Origin of the sequence: Capnocytophaga sputigena, assembly GCF_900446695.1 — a bacterium.
GTDB classification, from domain to species: Bacteria; Bacteroidota; Bacteroidia; order Flavobacteriales; family Flavobacteriaceae; genus Capnocytophaga; species Capnocytophaga sputigena.
The window spans coordinates 594,349-617,313 of record NZ_UAVP01000003.1; the positions used below are offsets into that span (position 1 = coordinate 594,349).

A 22,965-nucleotide genomic window follows, 5' to 3' on the forward strand; every position below is an offset into this window, starting at 1 on the left:
AACGACTGCTTTCCTAACTTACTGATTACTTACGTTTTCGTAAGAAAAACAAACTTTAGTAAAGAAAAACGTACAATAGGTAAAGAGTACTTTGTTAATCAATTCTTAATTTTGTCGCAAAGAAAAAACTTTAAATTTTTGTATAATGAAAAACATCATTAGCATTTGTATTTTGTTGTTCAGCATCCCGATGTTGGCACAAAAAGTAACCATTACGGGGGTCGTTACTGATGAAAACCAACAACCCCTTCCTGGTGCGACGGTAGTAGTAGAGCCAGCGCACACAGGTACGGCTACTGATTTGGATGGGCGTTTTTCCTTGAATGTACTCTCTACTGATAAAATTGTAGTGAGCTATATAGGGTATCAGCCAAAAACCATAGCCGTAGGCAAAACGCGTACCTTCAAAGTAACTCTCTCTCCTGAAGTAACTCAAATGGATGAGGTGGTAATCGTAGGGTACGGTACTCAACGCAAAAGCGATATTTCTACGGCAGTAGCTTCGGTGAAAATGGCAGATATCGCCCAAAGCAGTCCGTCTCAGGTATTGCAAGCGTTGCAAGGCAAAGTGAGTGGGGTGCAAATCATCTCTTCCGATGGTTCTGCTTCCAGCGGACTCACCTTTAGAATTCGCGGGGTGAACTCCATCACAGGAGGTACACAACCGCTATTTGTTATCGATGGGGTGCCAATGCCTACTCAAAGGGTAACCAATACCAATGATGATGTGGCTACCAACCCATTGCTCGGTTTGAACCCTAATGACATTGAGTCGATGGAAATCCTCAAAGATGCCGCCGCAGCAGCTATCTACGGGTCTAATGGTTCTAATGGGGTAGTACTTATCACCACCAAAAAAGGCAAAGAACTCGCTAAACCTAAATTTAACTTCAGTTATGCAAGTTCTATTGAAATGATGCCTAATATCCCTTTGAAGGTGCTCAGCGCTGAAGATTACGCTCACAAAATGCTCGACTATGGCACTTGGGGCAACCAACCTCAAATAGACTTTTGGCAACGAATGATTGCTGAAAAAGGCTGGAATCACCCTGCTGTGAAAAATTGGTTGAAAGAAGTTACCCAAACAGGTACTAAAAATGAAGCTAACGGTAGCATTATGGGGGGTACCGACCAAACCCGTTATATGCTTTCTGTGGGCTATCTCAGCCAAAAAGGACTTATCAAGCGTTCTGCTTTCAACCGCTTTACTTCACGCCTCAACCTCTCACAAAAGATTAACGACAAGATGAATGCAGGTATCAACCTTTCGTATGCCGTTTCTAAAGATAAAAATCCTGTGAGTGATTGGTCTCAAAATGGAGTGGTACTCAGGGCTTTGCAAACTTCTCCTTTCTTAGACTACCCTGGTTTTGGCACCCTGATGAGCTATCCTAACATTCGCACAATGAGCCCTAAGGTAGCAGTAGACCAAGTGGATATCAATACCAAATACAACGAGCTCAACGCCAATGTATACCTCAGTTATCAACTGCTCAAAGATTTGAGTTTTAACACCAGCGCTTCTTACCGCTTGCACACTATTGGTCAAGACCGTTTTTGGGGTCCTGATACTTGGTTTGGACAATCAGAACGCGGACGTATGGAACTCTCTAATCGCAATGAGAACAGCTGGGTATACGAAGCTCGCTTGCAGTACTCTAAAAGCATCAATAAGCACTATTTTTCTATAATGGGCGCTTTTGAAGCCAATAAGTATTGGACAGATTATACTTATAACAAATCTACCAACTTCGAGGATACCAAACAAGGTATTTGGGGTATCAACCAAGGGTTAGTAACCTATGCGCCTTTGTACACTTATGATGGCAACCAATTAGTATCCTACATCAGTAGAGCAACTTATAGTTATAACAACAAGTATGTGCTCAATGCTTCTTTGCGTGCTGATGGTTCTTCTAAATTTGGTAAGAATAACAAATACGGTTATTTCCCTGCTATTTCTTTAGCTTGGAATGCTCACGAAGAAGACTTTATCAAAAAAATAGAAGCTATTTCCAATTTGCGTTTGCGCGGTAGTTTTGGTATGACAGGTAACAACCAAATCCCATCTTACCAATCTTTAGCGCAACTCGCTAAAAATAAAGTAGTTTTAGACGGTAACAAAGTGGAAATCGGTCGTTATACCAGCAATATTGCTAACGATAACCTCAAATGGGAAAGCCAAAAGCAATATAATATCGGTTTAGATTTGTCCTTCCTCAAAAACCGCTACACCTTTTCTACCGAATTGTACTACAAACGCATAGACGATATGCTTTTAGAAGTGAATATCCCTTCTACTTCAGGATTCCAAAAAGCGTGGAAGAATGCAGGTTCAATGGAAAACAAAGGTCTCGAAGTAAGTTTCAATGCACAATGGTTGCGTGATGGCGATTTCAAATGGACAACTGATTTCAATATTTCTTTCTACCGAAACAAAATCCTTTCATTAGACGAAGGTCAGTATCAACAGTTTTACGACCGTGGCATCAACTCCAAAATCAAAAGTGATGTGCTTTTGCGCGTAGGTATGCCAGTGGGTATTTACTATGGTTATGTAGCCGATGGTGTATTCCACAACCAAAACGAAGTGGACAATGCACAACCAGGTCCTAACGTAGCTTTAGGAGGTTTGCGAGTGAAAGACATCAACCACGATGGTGTAATCGATACTAACGACCGTGTGCCAGTAGCCGATGTAAACCCATTACATACAGGGGGTATAGGCAACACTTTCTCCTATAAAGGCTGGGAATTATACGCTTTCTTGCGCTGGTCGTATGGCAACGATGTAGTAAATGGTAACGCTTACTACCTCACTGGCACTAAGAATATCGACAATATCACACAAAGTGTTTATAACAACGTGTGGTCGGAAGCTCACCCCGACCGCAACTTCCCACTCTTTGGAGGTGGTTTCTGGGCTGAAAACGCTTTCCGCAGCGACTTGGTAGAAGATGGTTCATTCTTGCGTTTGCAAACCGTGAGTCTCAGCTACAATTTGCCTAAGGAGGTATTAGAGCCTTATAAACTCAACAAATTGCGCATAGGGGTAACAGGTACTAACCTCGCTCTTTGGACACGTTATTCAGGGTTTGACCCAGAAGCTAATACAGGTTATGGCACCATAGCTCGTTTGGCACCAGGGCTTGATATGAGTCCATACCCACGACCTACCTCGGTTTTATTCTCAGTAGAAGTTGGTTTTTAAAAAGATATAGATTATGAAATTACATATTACCACCATTATAGCAATAGGGGCAAGCCTTGGATTGAGCAGTTGCACTAAGTTCTTGGAAGAAGACCCCAAGAGTACTCCCACTTCACAATTTTTCTATGAAAATGAATTGGATGCTCGCCAAGCAATGAACGGTACTTACCGTTACCTCACCGATGTATATGTTACAGGACACGGTACCAAACAAATCAGTACCGACCTTGCCAAACGCGCCGATTGGGATGAAGGAGGAGGCTTGCGTAACTACAAATTCGGGTCAGACAACGATTATATTACCCAAATGTGGCAACAGCATTATGCCGCTATTAAAAACTGTAACTCAGTAATCGATAATGTAACCGAACACCAAGGTCGCATCAACAATTGGGAACGTTATGTAGGCGAAGCTCGTGGTGTGCGTGCTTACTTGTATTTTGATTTGGTGCGCTGGTTTGGTGATGTGCCTTTGGTTGTGAAAGAAACCAAATCACTCAACGACCTCAAAGTGCCTCGTACCCCACAAAAGCAAGTGTTTGAGCAAATTATTGCCGATTTTACCTATGCAATGGATCACGTAGCCGAAAAAGGTGATACGGGCAATGGTTATCAATACGGACGTATTACCAAAGATGCTTGCCGCGGTTTCTTAGCTAAAGTACACTTGTGGCTCGCCTCAGTAGCACAACGCGACGGACGTGAAATACTCGGTTCAGCTACTGAAAACTACACCAAAGCAATGAATTACGCCAAAGAGGTCATACAAGGCGGTCGCTATCAATTAGTAGAATACTATCCCGATGTATTCAACGCTAAAACCAAAGTAAGTGAAGCCCCTAAAGAAGTGATATGGTGCGTACAAGGTCTTACAGGCGACGATACTGGTACCCTCACAGGAATGCTTTACGGGATGAGAGGTAATGAAAACTTAGGTGGCTCTTGGGATAACATTTCCAGTTCCGATTACCATCGTATGATTTATGAACCTTCCGACTCTATTCGCCGATTGTGGAACTGCCCTCGTGTGCAAGTGCTCGACAATGGTAAAATATGGGGATGGGATTATAAAATCTATTGGGATACTCGTGTAGATCAACCCCTCAGTAGCGCTACCGAAAACAACAACTGGGTGATGTGGAGTATCGGTAAATTCCGCCGTTTTCCATTAGCCGATGCCTCTTCCTATAACTACAAAAACTTTGGTATGGATGAACCTCTCCTCCGTTTTGCCGATGTTCTCCTCATTTATGCAGAGGCTTATAACGAAGTTAATCATTCACCTGGGGCTTATACCCCCTCATCTTCTTTAGCGATGAACGGCACCAACGTGCAAAGTGCTTACGATGCAGTGAATTTAGTGCGCAAACGTGCTCGTATCTCTAACAAAGCAGGCGGACGCATCGTACACCGCGATGCCTTACCTCGTGATTTGGATAAAACTCATATCAACGATGTAAATACAACAGTCCCCGATTGGAAAACCTCCTCTTATGGCTATGACTACGCAGGTACTGCTATGTGGACAGCCAAACATTACAGCGATGACTATACCGCTTTCCGCACCGAAATATTGAACGAACGTGCTCGCGAGCTTGTAGGAGAAACTACCGACCGCTGGTGTGACCTCGTACGCCGTGGTATCTTGGTACAAGCCTTGCAAAATTGGCGTATCAACAATCCGTTTATCAGTGGAGAAGAACGCCGTATTCCTGCACCTGCTGCGCCTGAAAATGTTCGCCCTTATCATCAATTGTTACCTATTCCGCTTAGCGAATTAGACGCAAATAAGAATTTAACTCAAAACCCTGGATACTAAAATGAAAACACATATATTACTCATTAGCGGGTTGTTACTCACGGCTTTAGGTGGTTGCACTAAGGATAAACCCGAAGATGTAGACCTATCAGTAACAGCCGATAAAACCCAAGTAAGGGTAGGCGACCCCGTAACTTTTACAATTCATCACAATGTAAATGCTTTGGCTATCTACACCGGTGATGAAGGACACGATTACCTAAAGAGTATAGACAATGTACTCAAAGGAAAGACTTCTGAGGAATTGCAAGGTAAAAACTATCGCCCTACCGACCCTGATGTGAAACCTTACAAAGTAGATTTTACTTCTACACAAGTAGGGAGCACTACTTTAGCCGATGGCGCTTTTGAAGTGCGTAATGCCAATAGCGGTAATAACTTAGTTGGCAGTCAAGCCGAAGTAGTAACCGATGCTACCATAGGTAAAAATGTAGTGAAAGTGAATGCCAAACACCCTAACTGGTGGTATGAGGCTTTGCGATTGAACGTAAACACCAAAGTAGGAAGTGATAAAAAAATGACACTGCGAATGAAGTTTGCGACAACTACTCTAAAAAGTGCAAACGACGAAAGTGAACACCCTGAAGAAACTAAATTCCCTATCGTGATACGTTTAGGAGGTATCGCTGAAGGAGAAACAGCTGTAACTTTCAAAGATGATACTGTTTGGGATTTGTTTGTAACTCCTAAGACAGAATATACTGATTACACTTTTGATATCGGTCGTACCATCGCAGCGTGGGAAAGTGCTGTAAACAAAAAAATGGCAACGCTTTCTTATATTCAGATTTTGTTTACTACTGTAGGGGCTAATATCGGCTATATAGGCGATTACTTTGTTGAATCAGCAAAATTTGGTTCTATTGATTATAAGGCTTTCGATACAGGAAAAGGTATTACCATTACCGATAATTCTGGGGTAACCAAATACACTCACAAGTATGACAAAGCAGGTACTTATGAGGTTGTGGTAGTAGGCAGTAGCAGTGGTTTTAAAAGCTATTCCAAAGATGGCTACAAAACTGATGTAGGTGCTGTAAGTGCTAACGAATACAAGTACAACAACGAATATCGCACTATCAAAATCACCGTAACACCGTAATAATTACGAATGACGAGTTACGAATGACAATTGTGTTAATTATTAATTGTTAATTGTCAATTGTTTAATATTTTTGCGCTCTAAATGAATAATGAAACTGACAAATGAATAGATTGATAAAGCTCTTGCGAATCCTGTTGTTGTGGTATTTTCTTTCCTCTATTTTCTTAGGAGAAGGATTGTGGATAAAGCTACAAGCGCAAGAAACTTTCCTTTTCCACCATCTCACACGCAATGAAGGCTTGTTGCACGACAACGTTACTTGCATTGCTCAGGATTCGTTGGGCTTTATTTGGTTAGGCACGCATCGCGGTCTCAACCGTTTTGATGGCTATACCCTTGATGCCTATAAGTACGAGCAAGACCCTATCAACTCAGTGTACTACAATCGTGTGTATAGCCTGCAACCTATGGGGCGTTATCTTTGGGTAGCTACCGAAGCAGGAGTAGCTTGCTTTGATATACACCTCAAACAGTTTGTCAATTTTAAAATAGACGACCCTCTTGATTTGGCTTTCTATACCAAAGTAAAACTCTTACAAAAAGGCACAAACAATGAACTTTGGCTTTTGAGTGAAAACCAAATTAGGCGTGCTAAGGTAGTGTGGAATCAACACGAGAAGGCACTTACGCTAAAAACATTGCCTATTGGCTCTGTCTCACAACTCACTACTTCGCAACTCAATCCGCAAATAGCGGTGAGTAAAAAAGGAGAAGTGTGGCTTTCGGGTTTTCCTTGGTTATCGGCTTACGTTCCTGAAAAAGGCACACTAAAAGCCCTACCCGAAAAGGTGAACAACATAGGTTCGGGTATCGTAAAGATGTTCTATACCGATGGTTATTTATGGGTGATTTACCGTGATAGTTTAGTGAAATACGCTTGTAATCCTAACAATACTTATACAATAGTTGCTAAAAAAGAATTTACTTTAAATGAGCATCTGCTTTCACTGGATGTGGGTAGCCAATACGTGTGGGTAGTGAATGAAGAGAGTATCTTTCAGTTAGATAAAAACACGCTCAACCTGCTAAAAACACATAGCCATTCACCTTCCAATCCGTATTCAGCAAGCAATCATATCAATAGTGTGTTCTTAGACAAGGACAGTAATTTGTGGGTATCGGCTTGGTCTAATGGTGTATCCTACAGCAGCACGCGCGATGCGTTCTTCAAAACAGTATGGATAAAACCCCAAAGTAAAGTTGGGTCGGAATTTGTGAGTACAATGCACTACGACCCCGATGGTTATGTGTATATAGGCAATAAGTTTGGAGGGGTTATTCGTTTTGATACCCGCAAACAACAATTAGAAGAACCTTATTGTAATGCTCCCGAACTTTCACCTAACGTCACGAGTATTCAGAGCGATAAAGCGCATTTGTACGTATCGGTTCGCGAACGTGTATTTGTAATTGATAAACAGAGTAGACGCATCATCAGTTCTTTTCAACCGCAGTGTAAAGATTATATTTTTGATATCAAACTCGATTCCTTTCAACGTTTGTGGATTACCACCTATTCTGGTTTAGAATGCTTTGAGGATCGAAATGGGCAATGGCAAAATATTTATGCCTTTACCGAAGCAACTCCCGAACCTCGTAGGTTATCTACTAACAAGCTCCACAAAATATATGTGGATAAAGCCAAAAATGAATTGGTGATAACCTCGGTAATGGGCTTAAACCGATTGCAACTTAATGCTAAAGGTGAAGTAGTGCGTGTGCTCAAATACGCTGCCGATACTCAAACCTCTCAAAGCCTCAGTAGCAATTATCTTTGGGCAATTGATAAAGACAAAGATACTTATTGGATAGGCACTATGGGCAGCGGGCTCAACAAGGTTATCTTCACCGATAACGCCAACGGAACTCCCTCCTATACTGCCGAACATTACGGCATAGATGAAGGGGCTACCTCTAATGATATCGAAAGTGTGGAGGTAGATGCTTTTGGCAATGTGTGGTGTGGAGGTTTCTATTTGAGTTTCTTTGATACAAAGCTAAAGCGTTTTGCAGCTTTCAACAATAGTGATGGATTGCAAGGACATAGTTTCGGGACAGCTTCCTCTTGCAAAGATGCTGAAGGGAATTTGTACTTTGGAGGCTCTCACGGCTTTAACTATTTCAAACCACAAGCGCAAATACCTGTATCGGCAAAACTGAAAGCACATTTTAGTAGGTTTGAGAATAATGGGAAGGTTGTTAATTCGGCTATAGAGTTTACTAACACTCTCACTATAGGCTATCCTAACAACAACTTTTCAGTTTATTTCACAACCCTTTCCTACAAAGCACCTCAGCACCTGCGCTATCGTTATAAACTCGAAGATTACGACACCGATTGGCACTATATCGCTGCGAATACCGAAGTACCCCACGCTACCTATCAAAAACTACCTTATGGCACCTATAAACTATTAGTGGAGGTAGGCGATTGGCAACAGTGGAGCGGAGCGCAAACCGAGCTTATTGTAGTTTCTAAACCTCCTTTTTGGCTCACGTGGTGGGCGTATTTGTTGTATGCAATCATTTTAGTTTCCTTGTTATTTATAGGATTTCGTTACTTTATCCGATGGACACAAATGAAGCATACCATAGCTGTACAAGAGGAAAAAGAACGCCATAAAGAAGAACTTATGCAAATGAAAATGCAGTTCTTTACGGATGTATCTCACGAGTTCCGCACTCCTCTTACCCTTATGAGCCACGCAGTAACCGAAATGGAAGAGGAAATGCCCAACAATAAGTATGTACATACTCTTAAACGCAATACGGGTAAACTCAGCAATATGGTGAACGAACTCCTTGAAATACACCGTATGGATGTATACACCCCTCAGTTGAAGGCTAATTACATTTCAGTAAATAGCTATGTACAATCCATCTACAACGAGTTTAAGGAGTGGGCAAACCAAGTAGCGATAACACTGCAATTAACACTGCCTGAACAAGAAGTGAAGTTGTGGTTAGACGAGAAGTATTTTAGTAAGATACTTTCTAATATTCTCTCCAATGCCATTAGGTATTCCAATGCAGGAAGCACTATAAGGTTATCAGTATCAGTGGGGAACTTAAACGAAATTACACCGCTCTACAAGAATACTTTTGAGAACACTACACGCACCTTAGCGGGCAAACAACTCATCGTGAAAGTAGAAGACGAGGGGGTAGGACTTGAAAAAGAAGCTTTGCCCGAAATCTTTGAACGCTTCCACCGTGTAGAGGGGTTGGGACAAAAAAGAGTAGGTTCGGGTATCGGACTTTCTTTGGTAAAATCATTAGTTGAAGCGCATCGCGGTGGGATTATCATTAGCAGTAAGCTTAATGTAGGTACCGAAGTGATCATCACTTTCCCTATGGACGATAGTTACTTATTGCCCGAACAGAAATTGCAGGACAGTGCTTTTCAGCTAAAAGAATACTTATCGGACTATGCCGTTGAGTATGAGCATCTAAACGATGAAGAAGATGAAATTGTAAATTTGCCTCAGGAAGATAAACCTACCTTGCTTTTAGTAGACGACAATCACGAGGTACTGATGATTCTCAAAAACATCTTTATCAAAGAGTACAACATCATTCTCGCCTCCGATGGCGAACAAGCGATTGAAAAGTGCAATCAGCATTTTCCTAATTTGGTCATATCGGATGTGATGATGCCTAAAATTGATGGATTTGAGCTTTGTGCTATCCTGAAAAAGAACCTACAAACTTGTTTTATCCCTGTGATTTTACTCACCGCAAAATCGCAAATAGAATCGCAAATAGAAGGAATTGAGTTAGGTGCTGATGCCTACCTTACGAAACCTTTTGATGTGAAACTACTCAAAACCAATGTGCGCAACTTGCTCAACAAGAGCAAACAGCGCGCTCCTATTGAGAATATCCGTCAGAAGGTGATTGATAAAAAACAACAAGAACAGTTAGACAAGCTCACTCACTTGGTAGTAACCAATATGCAAAACCCACATTTCTCGGTAGATAACCTCTGTTTGGAACTCGGTATGAACCGCACTAAGTTGTACAGCTTTGCCAAACAAGCCACCGAGCTTACCTTGGCAAACTACATTCGCAAAATACGCTTAGACAAAGCTGCCGAACTGCTCAAAACTACCGATAAACTCATCAGTGAAGTGTGTTACGAAGTAGGAATTGATAGTCCGTCGTATTTCACAAGAGCTTTTAAAGAACAATTTGGGGTATCACCCTCAGAATTTATTTCAGGTAAGAGATAAGAGGTAAAATAGATACCTAACACTTAAAAACTAACGACTAATGAAAAGAATATTTGCTTTTATTACTTTGTGCAGTTCGCTATGGGCGAGCGCACAACAGCCCACTGAAATCACCCTACTACCCAATGAACAATGGTGGGGTGGCTTTACGGGCGTAGGCAAAGAAATGCCTTACCAACCATCAGAGCGTATTTACAACTTGCGCACCGAGAATTTTAACAACCAATCAGTACCCTTTCTGTACTCTAATCAAGGGCGTTACATCACTTCGGAAGCTCCTTTTGCTTACCAATTTAAAGACGGAAAGATACTCATCACGCCTTCACGAGCTGAAGTGAGTTGCCACACAGCTGGCACTACCCTCAAAAGTGCCTATCAGGCAGTGAGTAAACAATATTTTCCTCCTTCTGGGGTAATCCCCCCCGAAGTGTTCTTTACCAAACCGCAATACAACACTTGGATAGAACTTATTTACAATCAAAATGAAAAGGACGTTTTAGCCTACGCCAAAGCTATTCTGGATAACGGAATGCCAACGGGAGTAATAATGATTGATGACAACTGGCAAAAAGACTATGGCGTATGGCAATTTCGTCCAGATAAGTTTCCTACACCTAAAGAAATGATAACCCAACTCCACCAAATGGGCTTCAAAGTGATGGTATGGGTATGTCCGTTTGTATCACCCGATAGCCAAGAGTACCGTTTTTTGCGTGACAAAGGCTATTTAGTGAAGAAAAAAGGAGCTGACACCCCTGCTATCCTCGATTGGTGGAATGGGCTCAGCGCTTGCTACGACCTTAGCAATCCCGAAGCCTTTGCCTACTTTGTGAATATGCTTAAAGACCTACAAAAAGAATACGGCATCGATGGATTTAAGTTTGATGCCGGTGACCCCGAGCGTTATTTGGCAGAAAATGTAGAGGTTTTCGACCAAAAATCTTACGATACTGAACAGTCTTACCTCTGGGGTAAATTAGGGTTAGAATTCCCCTACAACGAGTTCCGCGCTTGCTGGAAATTAGGCGGACAGGCTTTGGTACAGCGTTTGGGTGACAAGAGTTACTCTTGGGATGGTGTAGCCCGTTTAGTCCCCGATATGATAGCCGCAGGACTCAACGGTTATGCTTTCGCCTGCCCCGATATGATAGGCGGAGGGGAATACGGCAGTTTCTTGAATGTAGACCCTACTAAGTTCAATCAGAAGCTCATCGTGCGCTCTTGCCAAATACATTCGATGATGCCTATGATGCAATTCTCAGTAGCTCCTTGGCGCATTCTCTCGAAAGAAAATTTAGCTATCTGTATCAAATATGCCAAATGGCACGAACAATTAGGCGACTATATCATAGCCGAAGCTAAAAAATCGGCACAAACAGGAGAACCTATTGTGCGCAGTATGGAGTACGCTTTTCCTCATCAGGGTTTCGCTAATTGCAAAGACCAATATATGCTGGGCGATAAGTATTTAGTAGCCCCCGTAATGACCGAAAGCGATGTTCGCACGGTAAAACTCCCCAAAGGCACTTGGCAGGATGAACAAGGCAAGAAATACAAAGGAGACAAAGAATACACCCTAAAAGTACCTTTAGAGCGATTGCCTTATTTTGTAAAGATTAAGTAATAAATATAATAGCAATCTGATAATCAATGTAAGGGCGTTTTGCAAACGCCCTTACAAAAGAAAACCTTATTAAAAATTCAATAATATGAAAAAATGTTTTTTAACGTTATGCGCTTTATTAGCAGTGTCTATCTCTTGCCAAAGCAAAGAAGACAACACTAACAGTGGGGAAGGCACACAGACTTCTACCACCCAATCGCAAACTACCCAACCCTTACCCCCTAATACTCAACTCACTCAAATAGTGAATTACCAGCCTACTAATGAAATATTCTTAAACCCCGAAAGAGGTTTTTTAACACACCAAGATCAAAAAAGTGATAGCTGGGAATTAAATGCCAATTGGGTAAGAGAAAAAAGAGAAAAAGAGGGACTTAGCCTTGTACTCACCATCTATTATATGAATGAGTTTCGTGAGCAACCTATTTCAGAAAGTTATCTCAATCGCATCCGCAATAATATGCGTGCCATTCGTGAAGGAGGTAGTAAGGTAGTGTTACGTTTTGCCTATTCGTATGATGAGAACGACTACAATAAAGGCAAAGGAGATGCTTCTTGGCGGTGGACAGAAAAGCATCTCAATCAATTAGCTCCTATCATTAAAGAAAATGCTGATATTATAGCTGTGTGGGAATCTGGATTTGTAGGCGTATGGGGTGAATGGTATTACACGAATCACTACACCTTTAAACCTGCCGATAACACCCAAGCGTATGAACCACGCAAGAAGGTATTAGCCAAAGAACTGAGCATTTTGCCTAAGGATAGAATGGTAAGTGTGCGTTACCCAAAAGCTAAACTCTACACTCAAAACATAGGTGTAGGCAACGCTCTAACGGCTCAAACAGCTTTTACTGGTAGTGACCTTTCTCGCATAGGTTTTCACAACGATTGTTTCCTCGCCGATGACGACGATACTGGCACCTATCATCACATACAAGAGCATCGCAATTATGTAGCCAATGAAACTCAATACGTAGTAATGGGGGGCGAAACCTGCCGTCCAGCATCAGGCTATTCTTCTTATGCCGAGTGTAGTAACGCCCTAAAAGATATGGCTACCTACCACTGGAGCTACCTCAACCAAGACTATTATGAAGGGATTCTAAACCTTTGGAAAAACAAATGTATGGACGATATCAAAAGACGTCTCGGTTATCGCTTTGTGCTTACTGAGGGAAAATTCAATGATAATATCAAAGTAGGAGGAAAATTACAACTGCAATTGAAGATTAAAAATGAAGGTTTTGCAGCGCCTTTCAATCCGCGTGATGTACAGATAATTCTCACAAAAAAAGGAACTGGCGAAAAACATATTTTCAAAGTAAATACCGATCCTCGCCGTTGGGCAGCAGGCAACACTACCGAAGTAGGTGCAGAGATAACCCTTCCTAAAAATCTTACTGCAGGAGAATACAACGTATATCTCAACCTCCCCGACCCCTACAAGAGCCTATCCACTCGCCCTGAGTATAGTATCCGTTTAGCTAATAAAGAGGTATGGGAACCCCAAACTGGCTACAACAAGATTCACACAATAAAGATTAGGAATTAGAAATTAGCAGTTAGAAATTAATAATTAGTCGTCAAACAAATCGGATTAGTTCGGTTTGTTTGACGACTAATTTTCCAATCACCAAATTGGTTAATTGACAAATTATTTATACCTTTGCCCAAAAATAAGAAATATGAGGCACATACAATTCAATCAAGATATAACATTTGAACAATACCAAATGGCAGTACGTGTGTTAGAAGCCATAGGTTTAGATGTGCAGAAGAATGAAATACAATCTTTACCTTTAGAAGTAATACAAGGCATTGAGGAAGGTTGGCAAGAATTGCGTGAAGGAAAAGGAATCCCAAGCTCAGAAGTTCATCAAAAAGCAAGATTGTTATGCACAAACAAATAATATGGGCTCCTAAAGCAGAATTAGAGTATCTTTCTACATTAGATTTTTGGATTGAACACAATAAATCTTCTACTTACTCTCAAAAGATTATAACAGAAGTTGAAGCTGCTGAAAAGAGAATTATACAATTCCCTTTCTCAAACCCAGTTGTATATCAAACATCTCAAAAAGAAATTAGAAGAGTAATAATACTCTACAACTTTTCTCTATTTTATGAAATTTTTCCTGATAGGATAGAAATTGTTTTCTTTTTTGATAATAGAGATAATCCTGAAAAACTAATATTCTAAATCAATGAAAAAAATAATCACACTTTTTGCTATAACTACAACTTTTAGTTCTTGTAGTTTCTTTTCTAATGCAGCTAAAGATGCTGCCAATACTACTGAAGAAATCGCTAATACAACTGCTACTAAAGCAGGTGAAATTATGGGAAGTACAGCGCGTTCTTTCGGCGATGGCGTAGGAGAAGGTATTGATAAATCGGGTAATTCTATGCTAAAAATTTCAGAATCTCTTAGCAACCGCGGTTTAAAATTAGGTCATCACACCGTTAGTGATGAAAATGGCAACGACAACAAACTTTCTCTCTACTTCATTTTCGAAAAAGACTTTGAAGGAAGCGTAATGGTAAAAGTCCTCAACAAACAAGGTGTTGAAGTAGGACGTGTAAAACAACAAATTAAAGGAAAAAAAGACGATGCCGCTTATTTTGACTTTGTATTCGATTCTCGCACTAACATCGACCCTAAATACAATATAATTATAGAATAAAGCATTATCTCTTACCTAAATAAAATGAATACTATAGAACAATATAACAAAGTAATTGAACAATGCCGTAGCCTCTTTACTAACAAAATGAAAGACTATGGCAGTGCGTGGCGTATATTGCGACTCCCCTCTCTCACCGACCAGATTTTCATCAAAGCACAACGCATTCGCGGACTACAAGAAAACGCTGTACACAAAATAGACGAAGACGAAACTACCGAGTTTATAGGCATTATCAACTATGCTCTAATGGCGCTCATTCAAATAGATAAAGGCATCGCCTCTCAACCCGACCTCAGTTTGGAGGAAGCTACAGCCCTCTACGATGCCAAAGTAGTAGAAGCTCGCACCCTAATGGAAGCCAAAAACCACGATTATGGCGAAGTATGGCGTGAAATGCGCGTGAGTTCTCTCACCGATATCATCCTCCAAAAACTCTTACGCGTGAAACAAATTGAAGATAACCAAGGCAAAACACTCGTAAGCGAAGGTATTGCAGCTAACTATCAAGATATAGTAAATTACGCTGTATTCGCCCTCATCCATTTAACAACTAACACCTAAACAAATGGAAACCAAAATATCTGTAATAGGCGGGGGAAGCTGGGCTACAGCACTCGTCAAAATCCTTACTGCCAATATCGACCAAGTATGTTGGTATATGCGCAATGAACAAGCTATCGAGCACATCAAAGCAACCAAACACAACCCTAACTACCTCAGCGACGTACACCTGAACATCAACAAGCTACACCTCACTAACGATATCAACGAGGCGGTAGCTTTTAGCGATTATATCGTCTTCTCTATCCCTTCAGCTTTCTTAAGTGACGAATTAGAAAAACTCTCCGAACCACTATCTAATAAAAATATTTTTTCTGCTATCAAAGGTATCGAACCTAAAAGCGGACTCATCGTAGGTGAGTATTTCAATAAAATACATCACGTGCCTTACGCTCAGATAGGTATCATTGCAGGTCCTTGTCACGCCGAAGAGGTAGCCCTCGAACGTTTGTCATACCTCACTATTGCTTGTTTGGACGAGGAAAAAGCACGCTTTATGGCTGAAGCAATGAAACGCCATTATGTGAAGACTAAAATATCCGACGATGTGGTAGGTATTGAATACGCAGCTATGCTCAAAAATATCTATGCCCTTGCTGCCGGTATCGCACACGGATTGGGCTATGGCGATAACTTCCAAAGCGTACTGATGAGCAATGCCATTCGCGAGATGCGACGCTATATCAAGCATATTTACAAAATCAAACGCAATATCAACAACTCCGCTTATCTCGGTGATTTACTCGTAACTGCCTACTCGCTTTTCAGTCGCAATCGTATGTTTGGCACGATGATAGGCAAAGGCTATACCGTAAAGAGTACAATGGCTGAAATGAATATGGTAGCCGAAGGTTATTACGCCACCAAAAGCGCCTATCTCATCAACAAAAATCAAGAAAAACCAAGCCGTACCCCTATACTCAATGCCGTCTACAAAGTACTCTACGAAGGCAAAAGAGCGAGTATAGTGTTCTCAGAACTCACAGGAGAATTGGATTAGTTTCCTCCCCTACCCCACCAAAGGAGGGGAGTTCACGTGAGAAAATCATTGTTAAACTTTTATTTATGCCCTTAAATCCTTTTTATGGATTTGTCCCCTCTCTTTTGGAGAGGGGAACGGGGTGAGGATTATTATGTTCACAGGAATTATAGAAGAAATAGGTAAAATCGTACGAATAGAACGCGAACAAGCGAATCTGCATTTATACGTGAAAAGTTCGTTTACTAATGAACTAAAAATAGACCAAAGTGTTGCCCACAATGGGGTGTGCCTCACCGTAGTAGCTATCGACGGCGATGTATACCGAGTTACCGCTATTGCCGAAACCCTTGCCAAAACCCACTTAGGTAGTTTGCAAGTAGGCGATGCAGTAAATTTAGAGCGCGGTATGCTCCTCAACACCCGCTTAGACGGACATATCGTGCAAGGTCATACCGACCAAACGGGTACTTGTAGTGCCATTCAAGAGGAAGCCGGTAGCACCCGCTTTACTTTTGAGTACGACCCTTCTACGGGTAATGTAGTAATAGAAAAAGGCTCTATCACTGTGAATGGCGTAAGCCTCACTGTAGTCGATGCCACTCGTGATAGTTTTAGTGTAGCGGTAATCCCCTATACTTTAGCACATACCAATCTACAACATTTACAAATAGGTAGCATTGTAAATTTAGAATTTGATGTAATTGGTAAATATGTCGCCCGACTTATGCAACGATGAAATATAGATTTTGCCAGAGTTCAAAGACTTTGGCAATTTTTTTTTAGGTAAAAAATTTGGTTTATAAAATAAACTTAATTACCTTTGCCGCATATTTAAACGTAAAAACCTTTTAATGTTATGGAATTACAGCCTTCCGATAGCTTGAAAATCATTCAAGAGATTATCCAGCAACGCAAACAAAAGTATGAAGCCAATGGCTTTTTCTTGCTCTTTTGGGGCGCACTCATCGCACTGTCAGGAATAGTGCAGTTTACAATGCTCATCAGCAATTTTTACCCTAAACAATCGGGAATGGTATGGGCAGTATTGATGCCTTTAGGCTTTGTTATTAACTTTGGAATCCTCTTGAGAAATAGAGGACAACACAGCAAAGCTTTTCTTTCTGCCGATTGGCTCGACTGGGCGTGGTGTGTGGCAGGAGTAGTAGCATTGCTCAGTTTTTGTATGTCTTTTAGCTTGTGGAATCATTATGAAATTGCCCTGCTAACGATCTATTTTCCTTTTGCTTTTGTAGCTTTGGCAGTTGCCTTACATTTGAAAATGCGCCTTTGGGTCGCTACTTCACTCATTGCCATCGTAATTATCTATAGCGTTTTGTATTGTCAATATGGTGTGTATCTACCTTTACTCTCATCGATATTAGCGTGTTTACTGTTTTTAATTCCTGGTGTTCAACTCTATATTCACTATAAAAAGCAACAAAATGTTTAGCGAACTCGATCCTATTTTGCACTCACAACTCCGCTTGGCAATAGTCTCTTTGTTAATATCGGAAGAAAAAGCCGATTTTGTGCGCATCAAGGAGGTTACCAAAGCTACATCGGGGAATATATCGGTGCAAATACAGAAGTTAGAAGCGGCAGGATATGTTACTGTAACTAAATCCATTAAGGACAATTATCCAAATACCGAACTTCAGCTTACGCATAAAGGGTTGCTTGCCTTTGAAAACTATGTAGAAGCTTTAAAAAGTTATCTCAAACTCTAAAAAATAACGAATATGATGAAGTATTTTAATTTGTATTTAATGTGTTGGCTATTGTTCAGCGGAATAGCTACTGCACAAAGTACGGATGCGCAAATTGCCTCCGTTTTGGCTACTGCTCACCAACAAAAGAGCGAGCAGCCTTTGCGTGACTTTTACGAAAAGAACGAAAAACAACTTTCTGATTATTGGAAAGCCTATCTTTTGTATAGAAAATCATCTCTATTAGGTACTTATGGAAGTGTTAAGAATGAGGTACTTCGCCTACTTGGCAAAGCCGATATAGAGAAAGCTGTTCAGTTATTGGAAAAGAAAACCGATAAAGATGCTGAGGACTGGGTGCTTTTAGCTCTCTGTGAAAGTTATGCTTTAAATTTTGTAGCTCCTAATGCCAATATGTACCAAAAAGCAATGAAAATTAGCGATGATTTAGACGAAGCGCTATCGCTAGACAAAGCTAATCCGCGGTATTTTTTAGTGAAGGGTATACAAGATATGCACACCCCTGAAATGTATGGTGGGCAACGCAAAACCGAAAGTTATTTTCAGCAAGCTATCGCTCTATTCAGTAAAACATCTAAAGATAGTCCCGTGAGTTGGGGTTATGAAGACACCTATCAACTATTAGTGAGTTTCTATCTGAAGAAAGGAGAAAAGGAAAAAGCTAAAGAAACTGCTAACAAAGGGGCTACTCTTTTTCCTCAGAATGAGTTCTTCCAGAAAAATAAACATTAGTCCTATTCCCTAAAAAAATATGAAAAATTTCCTCCTTTTATCAATCGTTTTTAGTCCTTTATACACCAAAGCACAAACACTTGATACAGTCCACTTACAAGAAGTTGTGCTTACACATCGCAAAACTCCTATTCTAAAAGATTTTTCTATCAAAGAAATAAAACGTTTGGATGTATACAATAATCCTAATACTTTTGGCGATATACTTAGAGCAGCAGCAAATTTGCCCTCATCTACTGAGACTGAAGAAAGTGCCGAAATAAGTATTCGTGGAACGGGTAGCAATCAATCTGTATTGTTTTTTAATAATGTACCCATCTACAAATCGTTTAGAGGCACCAATACGATAGCTGGATTGAGTACTTTTAGTCTTCTGAACACCCAAACGGTCAAATCTCTAAACGTTTTTTCGGGAAATCCTCCTTTGTATTTAGGACATTCATCTGGCGGACTTATTGAAGCGCACACCGTTGAATCATTAGAGGGGAGAAATGCTACTTTTTCTATAGGGATATCTACTGTTGGAGGCTATTACGCTGATAAATATGCACCTAATAAAACGTCTTTCTTCCAAGTATTTACCAATCACTCCTTTTCTGATATTTTTAAAGTTATCAACGGTGAGACTTTCCCATATATCAAAAAGTTTTTCACTCAAGATGTAGGACTTAATACCCGCATTTTCTTTAACGAAAAGATCTATATGAATTTCTATAGTTTTAACAACTTTGATAGGACTTCATTTGAAGAACAACTACTTACCTATAAAGGAGAGGCTTTCAGTAAAGAACATCGAAACCTAAATATTTTGAATTTTACACATATTATAACACCTAAAACCTATTGGCAATACAACCTAATGGCTGATATAAACAAAGAACTTTTTACCTTTGGAAATATCAAAAACCACACATTTAAAAGAGATTTTTTTGCATCGGTAAGTTGGGTACACAACCAAAGAAAAATGGGGGTACAGATAGGTGCCGATTGTGATTATAGAGTATATAGTTTTGAAGGAACTTACAACACCCTTCCTTTTCAGTATAGTGTTAGAGCCCCTAAAGAAGTGTTTGATACCAATAACAAGCTCAATAGTTTGCAGGGGTATTTTGTATTGAAATACCGCCCTCATTACAAATTTACAGCCTCTTATTCAGGAAGAGTATCTAAAGCGTTTTTGCAGCACAGTGATTTGTTTTTCAACCAACAGTTATCCTTAAGATACACTACTAATAATCAACAATCTATTGTCTTTTCTGTAGGGAATTACAGCAATTACGGTATAGCTACTTATCCCTATTTTAGTTTTCCTCTATACCAATCTCAACAAGCTACTTTTGATTTTCAACAGCAATTCAAAAACGGTAATTTCGGTATTTCAGTATATTACAACAGACTAACTGCTGATGTTAATACTTCTTATCAATGGGAAGGTACTACTATGAACTTTCCTATAAAACAGTGCATTTTAGGAACTGAACTATTAGCAGATATATTGATTGCTAAGCAATTTAAATGGAAAATTGCAGTTGCTGTTTTTAGCAATAAAGAAAAAATGAAGGATATTGAATACAACTCTACAAAAGATATAAGTCCTATAATAAAAACTGATTTGCAATACAGTTTTAAAGCTCTTAAAACTGTTTGTAACATAGCGTTTACTTATAGGAAAGGAAAGAGATATAGTCCTATTGTTAGTTCATACATTCAAAATGGAGCCCGTTTTCCTATTTTTGGAGATAAAAATAGTATGCAATTACCTTATTACAGCAAAATAGACCTAAACATATACAGAATATTCCCATTGAAAAAAGGAAACTTTATAGTATATACCACTTTGGCTAATATTTTGAATACTAAAAACATCAGCAAAGAAATATACGATGAAAGATACACTCCTTCCTATCGATACTACAATGGCAGAATGCTGTATTTAGGAACTACTTTTAGTTTTTTCTAATTCATTATGCTCTTATAAGTCTCTCCCATAACAACGCACGCACTTCCTCTCGTAAAGCGTCTTTATCGTCAAGGGTTTTGCCTTGGGTAGAAATAGGCGGTAGTACATCCACTCGCATTGTGCCTATACTGCCCGCAAAAAAGCGGAAAGGAAAGCGCTTTTTAGTATCGTAGAACACCATTGGCACTATGGGGATTTGGCACTGTATAGCAATGCGAAAAGCCCCATCCTTAAAACTATCGAGTACAATACTCTCATCATCGGGTACGCCCCCTTCAGGGAAAATACAAATGCTTAAACCTGCCTTTATACGTTCCATCGCTTGAGTATAGACCTCCCTCCTACTCTGCGGACTCTTTCTATCTACCATTATTGCCACACGCTTGTAGAAATAACCAAACAAAGGCAGTTTAGAGAGTTCTTTCTTTCCTACAAACACAAAGGGGTTTTTACTGCAATACAACATTAGCATTATATCCATCATACTGTAATGATTGGCAACCAACATATAACTATGATGATCATTAGGTATTGTATATTCGCGTTTCACTTTAGGGAAAAAGCCCATTGCATAGAGGATAGGTGTTGCCCAGAGGTGTCGCATCACCCAGTACAAGGCGCGATACCACTTTTTATGAGCTGTAAGAATGAGCAATAGGGGCAAAAAAATTAGTATAATAGAGGCTACAAGCACATAAAACCAAGACTTCCAAAGTAGCCAAAAAGTGTATTTCAAAAATTTCATTTTTCTTATCTTGAGAGGGCAAAGATAACGCAAATATTTATAAACAACAATTTATAAAAAAGGCTATCCGTTTGTTTCTGGATAGCCTTTTTTAGTTTTTATCAAATGATTGTTAATAATAACCAGGATTTTGGTCTTGAGATGTAAGACTTGGATTTGCACTAAAAGCATCTTTTGGAATAGGCAATTGCCAACGATAATCACCTACAGGAAGTGTTCTAAAGTCAGTAGAGATAGGAGTCCCTCCTCCGTCAGTATATTCTCCTTTATCATCTCTCTGAATAGGTAATCCTAAGCGCTTTAGGGTGAAGAAACGATCACCTTCAAAAGCTAACTCTAATCGTCTTTCCAAAATGATAGCATTGAATAAATCATCACCAGTTTCAGTACCAGGTGTGTAATTTTCATAGCGTTCTGTTCTAATAGCATTCAAATCAGCAAGAGCTTGCGTTTGATTACCAAGTTTATAATAGGCTTCTGCTCTTGTCAGATAAACTTCTTCTAAGCGAATATATTTACCATCAACTACATTCCTATTACCTGTAGCTCTTCCCATATATTTAGAAACACTATGATATTCTTTTCCGCCGTAATTACCTGTATAAATACTAGTAGATTTTCTTATATCAGTATCTTTAAATAGTCGATAGAAACTATAAGAACAAACATACTCTGCTCTATTTTCTCCATTTGTCATCTGCCCATAAGCATTCCCAATTTGGATATTGTCTTTATCTATAAAAACGATACGGAATAGCACATTGCTTTTAAACTCATCAGTCCAAACACTTGCAAATTCATTACGTTTAGCAATTCTAACAGAGCCATCAGCAATAGCATTATTAGCATAGTCTACTGCTTTTTGGTAATCACCATAATAAAGATAAACCCTTGATAAAATAGCATTTATAGCTGTTTTATTGAGATGCCCATCAGTTTTTGTATTACCAACAAGAGTTAAAGCATCTTGCAAATCTTTGATAATATTTAGGTATACACCATCTACTGTAGTACCATAACGACGAGGATTTCCTTCAGCAGAAAATGATTTAGCGTAATAGATACCCATACTTTGTTTGGCATCAGATGATTGTGTTGGAATTTTGCAATTCACACGAGCAATATCAAAATGAGCAATCGCTCTTAATGCTAAAGCCTCTCCTTTTATTTGGTTTTTAGCTGTGGTATTACTTTGTCCAAGATTATTAATATTATCCAAGATATTATTTGCACGACTAATAACTTTATAAGCTTGACGATAAATTTGGTAGCCAGGTTCATCAGCTTTATATCTCAACTCAAATAGGGTACGAAAAGAGCCCCTACCTTGAAAATTGTAAGTTAGGTTGTCAGATAAAATATCAGGACACATAAAAATTCCTCCATCGCTACTATAGTAGCCATAGCTTCTCATCCCTCCATACGCTCCTTTAAGTGCTGTGTTAAAGCCTTCTACTGTAGAGAGGAGTTTTTCATCTTCTATTCCATCGTATGGTTCTCTATCTAAATCACAAGAGACGATAGCAATGGTTAAGGCTAAAAATCCTATTTTTTTAAGTATATTTTTCATTGTTTAG

General features: G+C 39.7%; 18 protein-coding genes. 16 read left to right on the top strand and 2 right to left on the bottom strand.

The window, feature by feature from the left end:
- Nucleotides 1-145 precede the first annotated feature (145 nt).
- The 16 genes from DR017_RS02845 to DR017_RS02920 all read left to right on the top strand — a co-directional run bounded on the left by DR017_RS02845 (nucleotide 146) and on the right by DR017_RS02920 (nucleotide 20,643).
- Nucleotides 146-3,211 carry a SusC/RagA family TonB-linked outer membrane protein gene (locus DR017_RS02845; protein WP_002680426.1) on the top strand — a complete coding sequence of 1,022 codons (3,066 nt, stop codon included), beginning with the start codon at nucleotides 146-148 and terminating at the stop codon, nucleotides 3,209-3,211.
- Nucleotides 3,212-3,224: 13 nt separating this feature from the next.
- Nucleotides 3,225-5,030, top strand: coding sequence for a RagB/SusD family nutrient uptake outer membrane protein (locus tag DR017_RS02850; protein ID WP_002680492.1), 1,806 nt, complete (start codon nucleotides 3,225-3,227; stop codon nucleotides 5,028-5,030).
- 1 nt (nucleotide 5,031) lies between these two features.
- Nucleotides 5,032-6,132, top strand: coding sequence for a DUF5017 domain-containing protein (locus tag DR017_RS02855; protein WP_002680456.1), 1,101 nt, complete (start codon nucleotides 5,032-5,034; stop codon nucleotides 6,130-6,132).
- Between the two features lie 104 nt (nucleotides 6,133-6,236).
- Entirely contained in the window at nucleotides 6,237-10,367 is a 4,131-nt protein-coding gene (locus DR017_RS02860) for a hybrid sensor histidine kinase/response regulator transcription factor (RefSeq protein WP_040361474.1), read from the top strand.
- 40 nt (nucleotides 10,368-10,407) lie between these two features.
- Nucleotides 10,408-11,991, top strand: a complete 1,584-nt coding sequence (locus DR017_RS02865; RefSeq protein ID WP_002680458.1) for a glycoside hydrolase family 31 protein — start codon at nucleotides 10,408-10,410, stop codon at nucleotides 11,989-11,991.
- An 85-nt stretch (nucleotides 11,992-12,076) separates the two neighbouring features.
- On the top strand, nucleotides 12,077-13,546 hold the full coding sequence (locus DR017_RS02870; RefSeq protein ID WP_002680427.1) for a DUF4832 domain-containing protein: 1,470 nt from the start codon (nucleotides 12,077-12,079) through the stop codon (nucleotides 13,544-13,546).
- 133 nt (nucleotides 13,547-13,679) lie between these two features.
- The gene (locus tag DR017_RS02875; protein WP_002680550.1) at nucleotides 13,680-13,904 is read left to right on the top strand and encodes a hypothetical protein; all 225 of its coding nucleotides are present in this window, start codon (nucleotides 13,680-13,682) and stop codon (nucleotides 13,902-13,904) included.
- A complete protein-coding gene (locus DR017_RS02880) occupies nucleotides 13,889-14,194 on the top strand; it encodes a type II toxin-antitoxin system RelE/ParE family toxin (RefSeq protein ID WP_002680503.1) in 306 nt (101 codons plus the stop codon). The genes DR017_RS02875 and DR017_RS02880 overlap by 16 nt, the downstream gene beginning before the upstream one ends.
- Nucleotides 14,195-14,198: 4 nt before the next feature.
- On the top strand, nucleotides 14,199-14,678 hold the full coding sequence (locus DR017_RS02885) for a hypothetical protein (protein WP_002680522.1): 480 nt from the start codon (nucleotides 14,199-14,201) through the stop codon (nucleotides 14,676-14,678).
- Between the two features lie 24 nt (nucleotides 14,679-14,702).
- Nucleotides 14,703-15,242 (top strand): DUF1599 domain-containing protein, encoded by a 540-nt coding sequence (locus tag DR017_RS02890; RefSeq protein WP_002680534.1) that lies wholly within the window; start codon nucleotides 14,703-14,705, stop codon nucleotides 15,240-15,242.
- 4 nt (nucleotides 15,243-15,246) lie between these two features.
- Nucleotides 15,247-16,242 (top strand): NAD(P)H-dependent glycerol-3-phosphate dehydrogenase, encoded by a 996-nt coding sequence (locus tag DR017_RS02895; RefSeq protein WP_002680531.1) that lies wholly within the window; start codon nucleotides 15,247-15,249, stop codon nucleotides 16,240-16,242.
- Nucleotides 16,243-16,375: 133 nt separating this feature from the next.
- Complete coding sequence (locus DR017_RS02900; protein ID WP_002680462.1) at nucleotides 16,376-16,960, top strand: riboflavin synthase; 585 nt, start codon at nucleotides 16,376-16,378, stop codon at nucleotides 16,958-16,960.
- A gap of 120 nt (nucleotides 16,961-17,080) precedes the next feature.
- On the top strand, nucleotides 17,081-17,674 hold the full coding sequence (locus tag DR017_RS02905) for a hypothetical protein (RefSeq protein ID WP_002680520.1): 594 nt from the start codon (nucleotides 17,081-17,083) through the stop codon (nucleotides 17,672-17,674).
- A complete protein-coding gene (locus tag DR017_RS02910) occupies nucleotides 17,667-17,951 on the top strand; it encodes a winged helix-turn-helix domain-containing protein (protein WP_002680549.1) in 285 nt (94 codons plus the stop codon). The genes DR017_RS02905 and DR017_RS02910 overlap by 8 nt, the downstream gene beginning before the upstream one ends.
- 12 nt (nucleotides 17,952-17,963) lie before the next feature.
- Entirely contained in the window at nucleotides 17,964-18,683 is a 720-nt protein-coding gene (locus DR017_RS02915; protein WP_002680433.1) for a hypothetical protein, read from the top strand.
- Nucleotides 18,684-18,702: 19 nt separating this feature from the next.
- On the top strand, nucleotides 18,703-20,643 hold the full coding sequence (locus DR017_RS02920) for a TonB-dependent receptor plug domain-containing protein (RefSeq protein WP_002680547.1): 1,941 nt from the start codon (nucleotides 18,703-18,705) through the stop codon (nucleotides 20,641-20,643).
- A gap of 4 nt (nucleotides 20,644-20,647) precedes the next feature.
- On the opposite strand, the gene DR017_RS02925 is transcribed toward DR017_RS02920, so the two are convergent.
- Complete coding sequence (locus tag DR017_RS02925; RefSeq protein ID WP_002680417.1) at nucleotides 20,648-21,388, bottom strand: lysophospholipid acyltransferase family protein; 741 nt, start codon at nucleotides 21,386-21,388, stop codon at nucleotides 20,648-20,650.
- Between the two features lie 112 nt (nucleotides 21,389-21,500).
- Nucleotides 21,501-22,958 (bottom strand): RagB/SusD family nutrient uptake outer membrane protein, encoded by a 1,458-nt coding sequence (locus DR017_RS02930; protein WP_002680421.1) that lies wholly within the window; start codon nucleotides 22,956-22,958, stop codon nucleotides 21,501-21,503.
- Between the last annotated feature and the right edge of the window lie 7 nt (nucleotides 22,959-22,965).